Origin of the sequence: Micromonospora citrea, assembly GCF_049629545.1 — a bacterium.
Taxonomy (GTDB): Bacteria; Actinomycetota; Actinomycetes; order Mycobacteriales; family Micromonosporaceae; genus Micromonospora; species Micromonospora citrea_A.
This window is the reverse complement of the sequence record NZ_JBNADX010000017.1, coordinates 15978-30471: the sequence shown is the minus strand read 5'-3', so window position 1 is coordinate 30471 and position 14494 is coordinate 15978. Positions and strand designations below refer to the sequence as shown.

Genomic DNA, 14494 nt, shown 5'->3' with positions numbered 1-14494 from the left:
TCGGATCATGAGCAGCCGACCCGCAGCCGGCGGCGGCCGGTGGGTCGAGGTCGAGCCGGCCCGGGTGGCCCGGTGGACCGAGGGCTTCGCCGAGCGGCACGGTCCGCCCACCACCACCGTCCTCGGGTACGGCCTGCTGCTGACCGCCCCGGACGGCGCCACCGCCGAGCTGCACACGCCGCCCGGCGCGCGCCCCGCGCGGGACCTGCCCGGATTCGTCGGGGCGGCGGCCGCACCCCGCCGGCTCGGCCTGCTGCTCGCCCGCAAGGGCGCGGTCGCCGTCGGCGTGGCCGAGGGCTCCGACCTGGTCATCTCCAAGGTGGACACCCGTTACGTGCAGGGGCGCACCGCTGCCGGTGGGTGGTCCCAGCAGCGGTTCGCCCGGCGGCGCGACAACCAGGCGAAGGCGGCCCTGGGTGACGCGGCGGAGCTGGCCGTGCGCCTGCTGCTGCCGGAGGCGTCGACCCTTGCGGCCCTGGTCTGCGGTGGTGACCGGCGGGCGGTGGAGACCGTGCTGGCCGATCGCCGGCTGGCCCCGCTCGCCGCGCTGCGCGCCGGCCGCCTCCTGGACGTGCCGGAACCCCGGCACGCGGTCCTGGTCGCCGCCGTCTCCGCCGCCCGAGCGGTCCACATTCTGGTCCGCTGAACGGAAAAGATCTCATCAAGACGGGGCAATCCAGCCCGTCGATAGTGCATCGAACGCAGTCGATGCATATGGTCGGTGCCACGAAGTGGTGGGTCTCCGGGCGACCCACCGGGGCAGCTCCGTCATCCAGGCACCGACATCGTTGGGAGAGAACAGTACATGAACGGACATCAGGACGGCCGGCTGCGGGCCCGGTGGCGCCGTGCAACCAGACTCCTCGTCGCCGCAGCGGCGATGTCCACCGGAAGTGCGGTGCTCACCGTCGCGCTGACGGTCGGCGCGGCGACCGCGGGCGTCAGCCCCACCGAGCGCGGCGCGCTGGCCGCCCCGGCGGTCACCAGCGTCACCACGGGCACCGCCCACACCTGTGCGATCAGTGCCGACGGGGGACTGTGGTGCTGGGGCTCGAACTACGGTGGCCAGCTCGGTGACGGGACCACCACGAACCGGAGCGCCCCGGCGCGGGTCGGCACCGCCACCTGGACCGGGGTCGACGCGGGCTCCGGGCACACCTGCGGGGTGCAGGCGGACGGGTCGCTGTGGTGCTGGGGCAGCAACTTCCGGGGCCAGCTCGGTGACGGGACCACCACGAGCCGGAGCACCCCGGTGCGGGTGGGCACCGCCACCACCTGGGCCAGGGTCGACGCCGGGCCCGCCCACACCTGCGCCGTGCGGACCGACGGCACCCTCTGGTGCTGGGGTTTCAACCGGACCTCGCAGTTGGGCGTCGGCAGCTCGCCTTATGTCGCGACCACCCCGCTGCAGGTCGGTACGGCGACCAACTGGGCGAGCGTCTCGACCGGCTTCGCGCACACCTGCGGTGTCCGCACCGACGGGACGCTGTGGTGCTGGGGTTACAGCTCCGACGGGCAGCTCGGTCTCGGCATCCTGGGCTCTCAGACGACGCCGGCGCAGGTCGGCACCGCGACCACCTGGACCGGCGTGACGGCCGGGTACGCGCACACCTGCGGGGTCCGGTCCGGCACCCTCTGGTGCTGGGGTGAGAACGGGTACGGGCAGCTGGGCGTGAGCGCCAACTTCCAGACCACGCCGGTCCAGGTCGGCACGACCACCACCTGGAGCAGGGTCGGCGCGAGCGGCGACACGTCGTGCGCGGTCCGCACCGACGGCAGCCTGTGGTGCTGGGGCAAGAACGCGGAGGGGCAGGTGGGCGACGGCACCACCGTCCACCGCAACGCACCCACCCGGGTCGGTGACGCCGGCACCTGGACCGGCGGCCTGGCCGCCAGCAGCCACAGCTGCGCGATCCGCACCGACGGCGGCCTGTGGTGCTGGGGCGACAACAGCGGAGGGCAGTTGGGCGACGGCACCACCACCGGGCGGTCCACCCCGGCCCAGGTGACCCTGCCGAGCTGACCGCGCCGAAACACGATGCCGGGCCGTCGGCCTGACCACTGACTGCGCTTCCACCGTCCCAGGCAACAACCCCGCCCGCCCGTACGGGTTCCTCTCCAACACTACCAACAAAAAACCATTTTCTGTTTTCCGCTCCCTCCCCCCCCCCCCCCCCCACCACCCCCCCCCCCCCCCCCCCCCGCGCCGGTCGGGTGCCGGACGCTCAGAGGCTGCCGCCGAAGGTGTCGCAGGACTTCGGGTCGCCGGTCTGGTAGCCCCGGGTGAACCACTCCTTGCGCTGCGCGGACGAGCCGTGGGTGAACTCCTCCGGGTTGACCGGGCGGTTGGCCCGCTCGGAGATGGCGTCGTCGCCGATCTTCTCGGCCGTGTCGATCGCCTGCGCGATGTCCTGCTCCGAGATGCTCTTGAAGATCTTCTGACCCGATTCGTCGGCGGTGCCGGTGGCGTTCTTCGCCCAGGCCCCGGCGTAGCAGTCGGCCTGGAGTTCCAGCTTCACCGACAGCGCGTTGGCGTTGTCCGGGTCGCGCTGCTGCTGGCGGCGCATCTGCGCCTCGGTGCCGAGCAGGTCCTGCACGTGGTGGCCGTACTCGTGGGCCAGCACGTACGGCTGGGCGAACTCGCCCTCGGCGCCGAGTTGGTCGGCCAGCACCCGGTAGAAGGTGAGGTCGATGTAGATCAGGTCGTCGGCGGGGCAGTAGAACGGGCCGACGCCGGAGTCGGCCTGGCCGCAGGCGGTGTTCACGCCCTGGCTGAAGAAGACCGTCTTCGACGGGCGGTACTGCTCGCCGAACGCCTCCGGCAGCGCCGTGCGCCAGTACGCCTGGATGGAGTTCACGTAGAGGGTGTTGCGGCAGTCCAACTGCTGGAGCGCGTCGTCGGTGGAGCACTTCTGCTCCAGGGAGGTGTTGTCCCCCTGCTCCGCCCCGCCGCCGCCGTTCATCGCGTTCAGCCCGAAGCCGCCGCCGACCAGGGCCACCAGCACGGCGATGATGATGCCGACGATGCCCCCGCGACCGCCGCCGATCGGGATGGGGATGCCCATCCCGCCGCCTCCGCCGGACCCTCGCCGGTCGTCCACCTGACTGGTGTCGATCCGCGCGTTCTCGTTCAGCTCCATGTTGACCCCGATCACCGATTCGTCACGTCTGGTGGTTGCGGTACCGGACCGGGTCCGGACGGCGATTCGGTACCCGATGATCTTGCCGGGTAATCCGGGCGGCCCGTCACGGGCCGCCCGGTACACTTGCCCCCGTGCTGCTCTGCGAAGGCTGAACCGCCCCGCGCCGACGGTCCCTGAGGCCCGCCGGCCGTTTCGCGTGCCCTGAGTCAGCCCTTCCAGACCCCGAGAGCGAGTACCGGAAATGATCACTGCCACCGGCCTGGAGCTGCGCGCCGGCGCCCGGATCCTGCTGTCCGACACCACCCTGCGGGTGCAGCCCGGCGACCGGATCGGCCTGGTCGGCCGCAACGGCGCCGGCAAGACCACCACGCTGAAGGTGCTGGCCGGGGAGGGGCAGCCGTACGCCGGCCAGATCGACCGGCGCAGCGCCATCGGCTACCTCCCGCAGGACCCGCGCACCGGCGACCTGGACGTCACCGGGCGGGACCGGGTGCTCTCCGCCCGTGGACTGGACGTGCTGATGGCCCAGATGAAGGAGCTGGAGGATCGCCTCGCCGTCGACGCCGACGAGAAGCTGGTCCGGCGCTACGGCGCGCTGGAGGACCAGTTCGCCGCCCTCGGCGGGTACGCCGCCGAGGCCGAGGCCGCCCGGATCTGCGCCAACCTCGGTCTGCCCGACCGTGCCCTGGCGCAGACCATCGGCACCCTCTCCGGCGGTCAGCGCCGCCGGATCGAGCTGGCCCGGATCCTGTTCCGCGACGCCGGCGAGAACGGCGGCGGCATCCTGCTGCTCGACGAGCCGACCAACCACCTCGACGCCGACTCGATCACCTGGCTGCGCGGTTTCCTCGCCAACCACAAGGGCGGGCTGATCGTGATCTCCCACGACGGCGCGCTGCTCGAGTCGGTGGTCAACAAGGTCTGGTTCCTCGACGCCACGCGCTCGGTGGTCGACGTCTACAACCTGGGCTGGAAGGCGTACCTGGAGGCCCGCGAGGTCGACGAGCGGCGTCGCCGCCGGGAGCGGGCCAACGCCGAGAAGAAGGCCGGCGCGCTGATGGCGCAGGCCGACAAGATGCGGGCCAAGGCCACCAAGACCGTCGCCGCGCAGAACATGGCCCGCCGGGCCGAGAGGCTGCTCTCCGGCCTGGACGAGGTCCGGGTCGCCGACAAGGTGGCCAAGGTGCGGTTCCCGAACCCGGCGCCCTGCGGCAAGACGCCGCTGACCGCGACCGCCCTGTCGAAGTCGTACGGCTCGCTGGAGATCTTCACCGACGTGGACGTCGCGGTGGACCGCGGTTCCCGGGTGGCCATCCTCGGCCTCAACGGCGCCGGCAAGACCACCCTGCTGCGGATGCTCGGCGGCCTGCTGGAGCCGGACACCGGTTCGGTGAACCCGGGCCACGGGCTGCGGCTGGGCTACTACGCCCAGGAGCACGAGACGCTGGACGTGCAGCGGACGATCCTGGAGCACATGCGCAGCGCCGCGGCGGACCAGACCGACACCGACCTGCGCAAGATCCTCGGCGCGTTCCTCTTCTCCGGTGAGGACGTCGACAAGCCCGCCGGGGTGCTCTCCGGCGGCGAGAAGACCCGGCTCGCCCTGGCCACCCTGGTCTGCTCCGGCGCGAACGTGCTGCTGCTCGACGAGCCGACGAACAACCTCGACCCGGTCAGCCGCGAGCAGGTGCTCGACGCGATCGCCCGCTACCCGGGCGCAATCGTGCTGGTCACCCACGACCCGGGCGCCGTGCTGGCTCTCAAGCCCGACCGCGCGATCCTCCTGCCCGACGGCGACGAGGACGCCTGGTCCGACGACCTCCTCGAACTCGTCGAACTCGCCTGACCCACCCCCCGCTCCCAGGGGAGCCACCCCGTCGATCATGAAGTTGTTGTCGTCCCGCCCGGCGTGTCGCGACAACAACTTCATGATCGACCGCGCGGGGGCCGGTGGCCGCGCGGGGGCCGGCGGGCGGCCAGCTTCCCAGTCAGGGGAGGAGGTGGGCGGGGAGGCCGGAGCTGGCCAGGATCACGACGCCGATGGCGATGAAGATCGCCGGGACCAGCCGGTGGCCGGTGCGGTCGACCAGGCGGACCACCCGGGGGTGGCTGCCGAGCAGGGCCGCCGCCGCGCACCAGGCGGCCACCAGGGCGGCGAAGACCAGCAGCCAGACCAGGCCGGTCGCCGGATCGAGCGAGCGGAACACCGGGACGTAGACGGCGATGTTGTCGGCGCCGTTCGCGATCGTCACGCCGGCCACCCCGAGCAGGCTGCCGACCACCGCCGGCGGCTCGTCGCCGTCGGACCGGGCCAGCAGGGCCCGTACGCCGAGCCCGATCGGGAGCAGCCCGAGCAGCCCGGTCCACGGGTCCGGCACGACCAGCAGCCCCACCGCGCCCACGACGGCGGCGGTGACCAGCGCGCCGATGCCCAGGTACTGCCCGGCGACGATGTGCCACGGCCGGGGTCGCCCGGTGCCGCGCGCCGCCACGAAGAGCACGGTCAGCACCACGATGTCGTCGACGTTGGTGGCCGCGAACACCAGCGCCGCGGCGGCAGCGGCGGCGAGCAGGTCCGTCACGCCCGGCAGGGTACGGCCGGCGGCCCGGCCCGTCGAACCGGACGCCCCACCACACGGCGACGTCGGAAGGATCACTCTATCGGGAAGCTGACATCGCATAGCGTGTCGGTTGGCGAAGAGTTGATATCTGGCGCATGATCGTTCGAGGCGGTCTAATAGGTGGGACCGTATCCGAACCGCACAGTCTGGGACGTGAGGAATCAGCATGGCAGCCACTGGCACAGCCACCAGCACTGAGAAGGGTCGCCGGATCGTCGGAGCCGAGCGTCAGACGCTCGCCAAGGACCTGGTAAAGCGGTACACCGGCGGAGAGAGCATCCGTGCTCTCGCGGCCTCGACGGGACGATCCTACGGGTTCATCCACCGGGTGCTCACCGAGTCCGGGGTGCAGTTGCGCCAGCGTGGCGGCGCCCGGCGCCGCAAGAAGGCGTGACCCGCCCACCAGTGTCGTCCACCAGCGTCGTCCTCCGGGCGGTCCGGTGACCGCAGAGACGACCGGGGTACGACTCGACTGCGACGGGCCGGTCGCGACGGTCACGTTGTGCCGGCCCGACGTGCTCAACGCCCAGACCCCGGCGATGTGGCGCGCGATGAGCGACTTCTCCCGGGATCTTCCCGGCGACGTGCGTGTCGTCGTGGTGCGCGGTGAGGGGCGGGCGTTCTCGGCCGGCCTCGACCTGTCGGTGGCCGGCGCCTCCGGGCCCGGCTCCTTCGCCGAACTCTCCACCCTGCCCGAGCAGGAGTGCGCCGACCGGATCGCCGAGTACCAGCAGGGCTTCAGCTGGCTGCACCGCCCCGACGTGATCTCGGTGGCCGCCGTGCAGGGGCACGCCATCGGCGCGGGCTTCCAGCTGGCGCTCGCCTGCGACCTGCGGGTGCTCGCCGAGGACGCCCGGTTCTCCATGGCCGAGGTGACCCTCGGGCTGGTTCCCGACCTGGCCGGCACCAAGCGCCTGGTGGAGCTGGTCGGCTACTCCCGCGCGCTGGAGATCTGCGCGACGGGCCGGCGGCTGGACGCCGCCGAGGCGGACCGGATCGGTCTGGCCACCCTCGTCGTGCCCCGCGCCGACCTGGACGGGGCGGTCCGCGACCTCACCGCCGGGCTGCTCTCGGCCAACCGTGACGCGGTGGTCGAGATCAAGGCCCTGCTCGCCGGCGCCGGTGGCCGTACGCACGCCGAGCAGCAGCGCGCGGAGCGGGAGGCGCAGACCCGCCGGCTGCGTGATCTCGCCGGCCGGGGAGAATAGTAAGGACCGTTCGGGAAGATCCGGGTTACTGCCGAGGTTGTCGTAGTCGTCGGGAGAATCGAACCCGACGGCGCAGCGCTGCCCACGATCCGGAGGTGACCGATGTCCAACCCGATGTCCGGCGGGGGCATGGCCGGGTGGAGCATGCTCCGGTCGATGCGCAGCCAGGACGAGGTCTCCGCGCACCGGCTCAAGCGCGGCACCGCCCGGCGGATCGTCGCCTTCGCCCGGCCGTACCGGCGGGACATCGTCGTCTTCCTGATCACCGTGGTGATCGCCGCAATCATCGGGGTGGCCACCCCGGTGCTGGCCGGCGACGTCATCAACACCATCACCCGGGGCGGCCCGGACGCGGGCGACGCGGTCGTCCGGCTGGCGCTGATCATCGCCGCCCTGGCCGTCGCCGACGCGCTCTTCTCCCTGGCCCAGCGGTGGTACTCGGCCCGCATCGGTGAGGGGATCATCCTCGACCTGCGCACCCGGGTCTACGACCACGTGCAGCGGATGCCGTTGCAGTTCTTCACCCGCACCCAGACCGGCGCTCTGGTCAGCCGGCTCAACAACGACGTGATGGGCGCCCAGCGGGCGTTCACCTCGACGCTGTCCGGCGTGGTCAGCAACGTCATCCAGCTGGTCCTCACCGCCGCGGTGATGTTCACCCTCTCCTGGCAGATCACCGCGCTGTCGCTGGTGCTGCTGCCGATCTTCATCATTCCGGCCCGTCGGGTCGGCAAGCGGCTGGCCGAGATCACCCGGGAGTCGTACAACCTCGACGCCAAGATGAACGCGACCATGACCGAGCGGTTCGGGGTGGCGGGGGCGCTGCTGGTCAAGCTCTTCGGCTCGCCCGAGGAGGAGGCCCGCCGTTTCGCCGGCCGGGCCGAGCGGGTCCGCGACATCGGCATCCAGTCGGCGATGTACTCGCGTACCTTCTTCGTGGCGATGCTCCTGGTCGCCTCGCTGGCCCAGGCCCTGACCTACGGGCTCGGCGGTTGGCTGGCGGTCACCGGCGCGGTCAGCGCCGGCACCGTGGTCACCCTCGCGCTGCTGCTCACCCGCCTGTACGGCCCGCTGACCGCGCTCTCCAACGTCCGGGTGGACGTGATGAGCGCCCTCGTCTCCTTCGACCGGGTCTTCGAGGTGCTCGACCTGCGCCCCGGCATCGAGGAGAAGCCGGACGCGGCGCCGGTGCCCCGGGGCAACGGCCGGGTCGAGTTCCGCGACGTGCGGTTCCGCTACCCGGCCGCCGCCGAGGTGTCGCTGGCCTCGCTGGAGGAGGTCGCCACCCTCGACCGTACGGTCAACGAGCCGGTGCTCAAGGGCGTCTCGTTCACCGTCGAGCCGGGCCAGATGGTGGCCCTGGTCGGCCCCTCCGGCGCCGGCAAGTCCACGCTGTCGATGCTGATCTCCCGGATCTACGACGTCACCGACGGCGAGGTGCGCGTCGGCGGGGTGGACGTCCGCGACGCCACCCTCGCCTCGCTGCGCGACGAGATCGGCGTGGTCACCCAGGACAGCCACCTCTTCCACGAGACCATCCGGGAGAACCTGCGCTACGCCAAGCCCGAGGCCACCGACGACGAGATCTGGGCGGCGCTGGCCGGCGCGCAGGTCGCCGACCTGGTCCGGGCCCTGCCCGACGGGCTGGACACCATGGTCGGCGAGCGCGGGTACCGCTTCTCCGGCGGCGAGAAGCAGCGCATCGCGATCGCCCGGCTGCTGCTCAAGGCGCCGTCGATCGTGATCCTCGACGAGGCCACCGCCCACCTGGACTCGGAGAGCGAGGCGGCCGTGCAGCGGGCCCTGTCAGTGGCGCTGACCGGGCGTACCGCGTTGGTCATCGCGCACCGGCTCTCCACCGTCCGGGAGGCCGACCAGATCCTGGTCCTCGACGACGGCCGGATCGTGGAGCGGGGCCGGCACGACGAGCTGGTCGCCGTCGGCGGGCTCTACGCCGAGCTGTACCGCACCCAGTTCGCGGTCGCCGACTCGCCCGCCCCGTACGCCGACGACGTGGAGCCCGAGCCGGTGGTGACCACCGTGCCGATGGGCACGTACGTCGCCCAGGAGGCGCTGCCCCCCGCCGCCGCCAACTAACCGGCGACCGCCGCGCGCAGCTCGGCGAAGGCGGCGCCGAGCGTCTCGGCGGTGAAGTGGGCGTTCAGCCCGCTCGGGTTGGGCAGCACCCAGAGCCGGGCACCGGCCAGCCGCTCCGGTTGGGGGCCGAAACCGGCCTTCGGCCGGGCGAAGCCGATCCGGTACGCGGTCACCCCGACCACCGCCACCCAGGCCGGCCGGTGCCGCCGCACCTTGCCGGCCAGGATCTCCGCGCCGGCCACCAGCTCGGCGGCGGTCAGCTCGTCGGCGCGGGCGCTGGCCCGGGCCACCATGTTGGTGATGCCCAGCCCCAGGCGAGGCAGCTCGCCCTGCTCGCCGGGGTGCAGCCGGCGCGGGGTGAACCCGCCCCGGTGCAGGGCCGGCCAGAAGCGGTTGCCCGGACGGGCGAAGTGCCAGCCGGTCGCCGCCGACCACAGGCCCGGGTTGATGCCCACGAAGATCACGTCCAGCCCGTCGGCGATGACGTCCGGGATGGTCCGGTCCGCCGCCGCGGCCAGCTCCTCCTTCGTCGGACGCGGGTGCCGCCCGCCGGCCCCGGTGAGCGCGAGGTCGCCGGCCGTGTGCCCGAGGTTGCCGGCGGTGCGGTCGAGGTCGCCGGCCGTGTGCGCGACGTCGCCGGTGGTGCGGCCGAGGCCGTCGGCGGTGTGTCCACGGCCACCGGTGGCCGGGTCCGAGGCCCGTCCCCCGGCGGGGGTACGGCGGGCCGGGGTCACAGGCCGCGCAGCGCGCCGCCGTCGACCGGCACGGTCACTCCGGTGACGTAGCCCGCCGCGGGGGAGAGCAGGAAGGCGGCGACCCGCCCGAACTCGGCCGGGTCGCCGATGCGACGCAGCGGGATGCCCGCCTCCGCCTCGGCCCGGGCCGCCTCCGCGTCGCCCGTGGCGGCGAGGAGCTCGCGGTTGCGGTCCGTCATGATCCGCCCGGGCAGCAGGCCCAGCACGCGTACGCCCCGGGGCCCGTACTCGTCGGCCATGTCCTTGGCCACCCCGGCCAGGCCGGGCCGCAGGCCGTTGGAGATGCCGAGTCCGGGGACCGGGCTGCGGGTCGAGGTGGAGAGCACCAGCCCGATCGCGCCGCCGTCGGTGAGCGCGGCGGCGACCGTACGGGCCATCCGCACGCTGCCCAGGAAGACCGTCTCGAAGGACTGCCGCCACTGCTCGTCGTCGACCTGGGCGGCGGTGCCCGGTGGGGGCCCGCCGACCGAGACGAGCGCGCCGTCCAGCCGGCCGAAGTGTTCCCGGGCCGCGGTGACCAGCCGTTGCGGGGTGGCGGGGTCGGCCAGGTCGGCGGTGAGCCCGACGGCGTGCTCCGGGCCGCCCAGCCGCGCGACCGCCTCGGCCACCCGCTCCGGCGCCCGCGCGGAGACGACCACCCGGGCGCCGTCGGCGACGAGGCACCGCGCGGTGGCGAAGCCCAGCCCGCGCGACGCGCCGGTCAGCACGTACACCCGATCGGTGAGTCCGAGATCCATACGGTCGATCCTGCCGTACCGGCCTACCGGTCGCACCCGGCGGTGGGGCTCAGCGGCGGGCCGGGCGCAGCAGCCGTACCCGACCGGCGAGCTGGACGGCGACGGCGCCGCCGGCGCGGGCGACGGCCGGCAGCCGACGGGGTCGCGGCGTGTCGAGGCCGTCGTAGCGGGTGGCCGCCTCGCGTGCCGCCAACTCCTCCGCGCCGAGCGGGGGCAGGGCGCCCCTCGCGCGCAGGGCGCGGGCCAGGTCCCAGCCGTCGCGCAGCGACCCGTTGGTCGGCCGGTGCGCCGCCCAGGCACGGAAGGTCTCCCACCAGGTGTCCCCGAGGCCGGCGGCGAGCAGCGGCCAGTGCCGTGCCACGTCGCCGGCCCGCTTGCGCAGCAGTGCGGCCCGGGCCGCGTCCACCGGGGCGGGCGCGAAGCCGGGCGGGGTGGGCGCGCCGGCGACCAGGGCCGCCACCAGCGCGGCCTGCCGGGCGGCCAGGTCGCCGTACGCCGGACGCCGTTCGGGGTGCGGGGTCGGCGCGTCGGGGGCGGTCACGTGACCACCGGGTATCCGGAGGCGGCGGCCAGGGCGTCCAGCTCGGCCCGCAGCGCGGGCGCGGGCGGGTAGTGGCCGTCGCGTTCGAGCAGCAGCGCCGGGGGTCGGCGCCGGGCGCAGAGCGCGCCGACCAGGTCGAGCACCTCCGGCGGCACCGGGTCGGTGTGCGTGTCGTGGTAGAACCCGCCCCGCTCGGCGCCGCCGGCCACGTGGACGTAGGCGACCCGGTCCAGCGGTAGCCGGTCCAGCAGGGCGAGCGGGTCGCCGCCCCGGTTGCGGGCGTTGGCGTGCACGTTGGCGACGTCGAGCAGCAGCGTGGCCCCGGTGGCGTCGAGGATCTCGGTGAGGAAGTCCGCCTCGTCCAGTTCGTCGTCGGGCCAGTCGAAGAGGGCGGCGATCGGTTCCAGGGCGAGCGGCACCGGCAGCTCGGCCTGGGCGCGCCGGACGTTTGCCACCACCGCGGCCACCGCCTCCCGGCTGCGCGGCAGGGGCAGCAGGTGACCGGCCTCCAGGCCGCCGGCCCGGACGAACGCGATGTGCTCGCTGACCAGCGGTGCCTCGACCAGCTCCGCCACCCGTGCCAGGTGGGCCACCCGGGCCGGGTCGACCGGCTCCGCGCCGCCGAGGGAGAGCCGCACCCCGTGCGGTACGACGGTGACCCCGCGCGCCCGCAGTTCGGCGAGGCCCGGCGGCAGCTCGGCGTGCACCGACTCGGCGACCACCTCGACGAAGCGCAGGCCGGGCAGCTCGGCGACGAAACCGGCGATCTCCGGCCGCCAGCCGATGCCCACCCCGCTCGGGCCGGTCATCCGCCGCACCCGCCGCCGCAGCCGCCACCACCTCCGCAGGAGCTGCCGCCGCTGCACGAGCTGCCGCCGCCGCAGGAGCTGCCGCCGGAGCTGCCCGCCCCGCCGCCGGAGTTGAGTGCCTGCCGCTGGATCTCGGCCTGCTCGGCGAAGCCCGGGTCCAGGCTCCAGAGCGAGACGGTGCCGAACAGGGCGACACCCATCGCCGCTCCGGCCGCGCCGTAGGTGGCGTACGCCGGCGCGGAGGTGGGGGAGAGGTGGGTGTGCCGCCGACGCAGCTCGCGCAGCGCGGCGTCGGCGGCCCGGGTACGCCACGGCACCCGGTTCAGCAGGATCGCCGGGACGGTCAGGACGAGGAAGGCGACCAGCAGGAAGGCGATCGGCTTGCCCTGGGACAGCCCGGCGCCCAGCCGTACCGCGCCGAGCACGAGCAGCCCGAACACCGCCAGGGAGCCGTTGCGGGCGGTGCGCCGCTGCGCGGGGGAGAGCGCCAGCCCCTGCCGTTCGAGGCCCTCGCGCAGCTCGGTCAGGGCCCGGGCCACCCACTCGTCGCGGGTCAGCTCGCGGGCGTACAGGTTGCGCCGGGCCGCGTGGTGGACCGCCTGGTCCAGCGGGGTGACCCCGGCGGGCAGGGCACCGCCGGTGGTGAGCCGCCGGTCGGGACGTACGCCGACCGCGCCACTGCCGCGCAGGCCGCCCAGCGAGGCCCAGACCGCGAGCTGGTCACCGCCGTTGAGGTACGCCACCTGCTGCGGGCCGAGGGCGTCGATCGTGCCGCCCGGCCGCCCGGCGAGGACCCGGGACCGGTGCACGATCGCGCCGACGACCACCACCAGGGCGGCGGTCAGGTACAGGCCGAGGAAGACGGGACCGGGGATGCCCCAGGTGTCGCCCGGGGCGGCGAGAACGGTCATGGCTGCTCCTGTCGCGCGAGGGGATCGCGGCATCATTGTGGAGCAGCCCCGCCACGCGGCGACCGGTGCGCCGGCCCAGTTACCGAGCCGAGACGGCGCTCAGCGCCGGCGCACGGCCTCCTCGACGAGGTCCAGCACCGGCCCCAGGTCGCCGGCCGGCCGCCCCATGGCCAGGTGCAGCACCAGACCGTCGTACGCCAGCTCCAGGAACTGGGCCAGCACGTCGATCGGGACGTCCTCGCGCAGCACTCCCGCCTCCCGCTGGCGGACCAGTCGCTCCCGGGTCGCCTCGGCGATCGCGGCGGAGCGCTCGGCCCAGCGGCGGGCGAACGCCGGGTCGGTGCGCAGCCGGCGGGAGACCTCCAGCTGGCTGCCCAGCCAGCCGGTGGTGTCCGGGGAGACCGCCCGGGCGAGCAGGTCCCGCATGACCTGGACCAGACCGTTGCGGGCCACCGTCTCGACCATCGCGGCGGCGTCGTCCTCGGCCACGGCGAGGAAGAGTGAGTCCTTGTCCCGGAAGTGGTGGAAGATCGCGCCCCGGGACAGCCCGGTGGCCTCCTCCAGCCGGCGGACGGTGGCTCCCTCGTAGCCGTGCCGGGCGAAACAGGCCCGGGCCGCACCGAGGATCTCCTGCCGGCGCGCGTCGAGCTGGTCCTGACTTACTCTGGGCACGGGTCGATCGTTGCAGCTGACCCTCTGTTACGCAAACCGTACGTACGGCTTGGATTGCTCAGGTCGTGGGACGGCGGTCCTCACCGATCCGGTTAGGATCGCCTGGTGACGACGCCCCCGGTCACCTCCGCACCCCTTCCTGCCGCCCCGCTGACCGTTGCCGCGGTGCAGGCCGAACCCACCCCCGGCGACCTGTCCGGCAACGCGGTGACCGCCGCCCGGCTGCTCGCCCGGGCCGCCGGGCAGGGCGCCCGGGTGGCCGTGCTGCCCGAACTGTTCCTGCCGGCGTACCACCCGCCGACGCTGGCCGCGGACCCGGCCGGCACCGACGTGGCCGCCACCGGCGACGGCGCGGTCGACGACCCCCGGCTCGACCCGGTGCGGGCCGCCGCCCGCGACGGCCGGCTCACCGCGGTCGTCGGCGCGGCGGTCCGCCACCCCGACGGCCGTCGGACCATCTCCGCCCTGGTCGTCGACCCGACCGGCACGGTCCGGGCCGGGTACGACAAGCAGCAGCTGTGGGGCGGCGAGCGGGACCTGTTCGACGCCGGCCGGCGGGGCGCGTCGCTGCTGGTCGACGGCTGGCGGCTCGGCCTCGGCATCTGCTACGACGGCTGCTTCCCCGAGCACGCCCGGGCCGCCGCGCTCGACGGCGCGCACGGCTACCTCTGCCCGAGCGGCTACCTGGCCGGGTCCGCGCACCGCCGCGACCTCTACTACGCCGCCCGGGCCCTGGACAACACCATGTACGTGGTCTTCGCCAACGCCGTCGACGGCACCGAGCCGTGGCGGTTCAACGGCGGCGCGGCGGTCTACGACCCGCAGGGCCGCCCGCTGGCCCGGGGCGCCGACTCCGGCGAGGATGTGCTGGTCGCCACGCTCGATCCGGCGGTGCTGGCGGCCACCCGCTCCGCCCACACCATGCTCGCCGACCGACCCGCCGACCAGGGGTTCCCCCGAACGGCGCTGCCGGCCTGACGGACGTCGACGGGGCGCTCGG

The 14494-nt window shown here is 74.1% G+C and carries 15 protein-coding genes; 7 read left to right on the top strand and 8 right to left on the bottom strand.

The features are described from left to right. Nucleotides 1-7 precede the first annotated feature (7 nt). Together ACPFP2_RS18925 and ACPFP2_RS18920 are read left to right on the top strand one after the other, a co-directional pair. Complete coding sequence (locus tag ACPFP2_RS18925) at nt 8-646, top strand: acVLRF1 family peptidyl-tRNA hydrolase (protein WP_424090500.1); 639 nt, start codon at nt 8-10, stop codon at nt 644-646. 159 nt (nt 647-805) lie between these two features. Then, nucleotides 806-2023, top strand: a complete 1218-nt coding sequence (locus ACPFP2_RS18920) for an RCC1 domain-containing protein (RefSeq protein WP_424090499.1) — start codon at nt 806-808, stop codon at nt 2021-2023. 202 nt (nt 2024-2225) lie between these two features. On the opposite strand, the gene ypfJ is transcribed toward ACPFP2_RS18920, so the two are convergent. Continuing rightward, entirely contained in the window at nt 2226-3140 is a 915-nt protein-coding gene (ypfJ, locus tag ACPFP2_RS18915; RefSeq protein ID WP_424090590.1) for a KPN_02809 family neutral zinc metallopeptidase, read from the bottom strand. Nucleotides 3141-3384: 244 nt separating this feature from the next. Between ypfJ and ACPFP2_RS18910 the strand changes: the two genes are divergently transcribed. Continuing rightward, nucleotides 3385-4989, top strand: a complete 1605-nt coding sequence (locus tag ACPFP2_RS18910) for an ABC-F family ATP-binding cassette domain-containing protein (protein ID WP_424090498.1) — start codon at nt 3385-3387, stop codon at nt 4987-4989. Between the two features lie 142 nt (nt 4990-5131). Here ACPFP2_RS18910 and ACPFP2_RS18905 read toward each other — a convergent pair whose 3' ends face one another. After that, entirely contained in the window at nt 5132-5725 is a 594-nt protein-coding gene (locus ACPFP2_RS18905) for a cadmium resistance transporter (RefSeq protein WP_424090497.1), read from the bottom strand. A gap of 205 nt (nt 5726-5930) precedes the next feature. Here ACPFP2_RS18905 and ACPFP2_RS18900 point away from each other — a divergent pair, with 205 nt between their 5' ends. From ACPFP2_RS18900 to ACPFP2_RS18890, 3 genes are all read left to right on the top strand, one after another. Further along, complete coding sequence (locus ACPFP2_RS18900; protein ID WP_007072022.1) at nt 5931-6158, top strand: helix-turn-helix domain-containing protein; 228 nt, start codon at nt 5931-5933, stop codon at nt 6156-6158. A 46-nt stretch (nt 6159-6204) separates the two neighbouring features. Continuing rightward, nucleotides 6205-6972 carry an enoyl-CoA hydratase/isomerase family protein gene (locus ACPFP2_RS18895; protein ID WP_424090496.1) on the top strand — a complete coding sequence of 256 codons (768 nt, stop codon included), beginning with the start codon at nt 6205-6207 and terminating at the stop codon, nt 6970-6972. Nucleotides 6973-7086: 114 nt separating this feature from the next. Continuing rightward, a complete protein-coding gene (locus ACPFP2_RS18890; protein WP_424090589.1) occupies nt 7087-9069 on the top strand; it encodes an ABC transporter ATP-binding protein in 1983 nt (660 codons plus the stop codon). Here the strand turns inward: ACPFP2_RS18890 and mug are convergent. The 6 genes from mug to ACPFP2_RS18860 form a co-directional block, all read right to left on the bottom strand. Continuing rightward, the gene (mug, locus tag ACPFP2_RS18885) at nt 9066-9803 is read right to left on the bottom strand and encodes a G/U mismatch-specific DNA glycosylase (RefSeq protein WP_424090495.1); all 738 of its coding nucleotides are present in this window, start codon (nt 9801-9803) and stop codon (nt 9066-9068) included. The two genes, ACPFP2_RS18890 and mug, sit on opposite strands and share 4 nt — an antisense overlap. Then, on the bottom strand, nt 9800-10561 hold the full coding sequence (locus ACPFP2_RS18880) for an SDR family oxidoreductase (protein ID WP_424090494.1): 762 nt from the start codon (nt 10559-10561) through the stop codon (nt 9800-9802). The genes mug and ACPFP2_RS18880 overlap by 4 nt, the downstream gene beginning before the upstream one ends. Before the next feature lie 49 nt (nt 10562-10610). Then, nucleotides 10611-11102: a hypothetical protein gene (locus tag ACPFP2_RS18875; RefSeq protein ID WP_424090493.1), complete on the bottom strand. Its 492-nt coding sequence runs from the start codon at nt 11100-11102 to the stop codon at nt 10611-10613. Continuing rightward, the gene (locus tag ACPFP2_RS18870; RefSeq protein ID WP_424090492.1) at nt 11099-11911 is read right to left on the bottom strand and encodes a DUF692 domain-containing protein; all 813 of its coding nucleotides are present in this window, start codon (nt 11909-11911) and stop codon (nt 11099-11101) included. Before ACPFP2_RS18870 ends, ACPFP2_RS18875 begins: the two co-directional genes overlap by 4 nt. Beyond that, a complete protein-coding gene (locus tag ACPFP2_RS18865; protein ID WP_424090491.1) occupies nt 11908-12822 on the bottom strand; it encodes a TIGR04222 domain-containing membrane protein in 915 nt (304 codons plus the stop codon). The genes ACPFP2_RS18870 and ACPFP2_RS18865 overlap by 4 nt, the downstream gene beginning before the upstream one ends. Before the next feature lie 99 nt (nt 12823-12921). Then, the gene (locus ACPFP2_RS18860) at nt 12922-13494 is read right to left on the bottom strand and encodes a TetR/AcrR family transcriptional regulator (protein WP_088975104.1); all 573 of its coding nucleotides are present in this window, start codon (nt 13492-13494) and stop codon (nt 12922-12924) included. Nucleotides 13495-13599: 105 nt separating this feature from the next. On the opposite strand from ACPFP2_RS18860, the gene ACPFP2_RS18855 reads away from it, so the two are divergent. After that, nucleotides 13600-14472 carry a carbon-nitrogen hydrolase family protein gene (locus ACPFP2_RS18855; RefSeq protein ID WP_424090490.1) on the top strand — a complete coding sequence of 291 codons (873 nt, stop codon included), beginning with the start codon at nt 13600-13602 and terminating at the stop codon, nt 14470-14472. The last annotated feature ends 22 nt before the right edge of the window (nt 14473-14494 follow it).

What these genes read in the sequence shown, in the direction of transcription:
- ACPFP2_RS18880 (WP_424090494.1), bottom strand. Translation starts at nt 10,561, where the DNA reads ATGGATCTCGGACTCACCGATCGGGTGTACGTGCTGACCGGCGCGTCG.
- ACPFP2_RS18870 (WP_424090492.1), bottom strand. Translation starts at nt 11,911, where the DNA reads ATGACCGGCCCGAGCGGGGTGGGCATCGGCTGGCGGCCGGAGATCGCC.
- ACPFP2_RS18910 (WP_424090498.1), top strand. Translation starts at nt 3,385, where the DNA reads ATGATCACTGCCACCGGCCTGGAGCTGCGCGCCGGCGCCCGGATCCTG.
- ACPFP2_RS18920 (WP_424090499.1), top strand. Translation starts at nt 806, where the DNA reads ATGAACGGACATCAGGACGGCCGGCTGCGGGCCCGGTGGCGCCGTGCA.
- ACPFP2_RS18865 (WP_424090491.1), bottom strand. Translation starts at nt 12,822, where the DNA reads ATGACCGTTCTCGCCGCCCCGGGCGACACCTGGGGCATCCCCGGTCCC.
- ACPFP2_RS18890 (WP_424090589.1), top strand. Translation starts at nt 7,087, where the DNA reads ATGTCCGGCGGGGGCATGGCCGGGTGGAGCATGCTCCGGTCGATGCGC.
- ACPFP2_RS18925 (WP_424090500.1), top strand. Translation starts at nt 8, where the DNA reads ATGAGCAGCCGACCCGCAGCCGGCGGCGGCCGGTGGGTCGAGGTCGAG.
- ACPFP2_RS18900 (WP_007072022.1), top strand. Translation starts at nt 5,931, where the DNA reads ATGGCAGCCACTGGCACAGCCACCAGCACTGAGAAGGGTCGCCGGATC.
- ypfJ (WP_424090590.1), bottom strand. Translation starts at nt 3,140, where the DNA reads ATGGAGCTGAACGAGAACGCGCGGATCGACACCAGTCAGGTGGACGAC.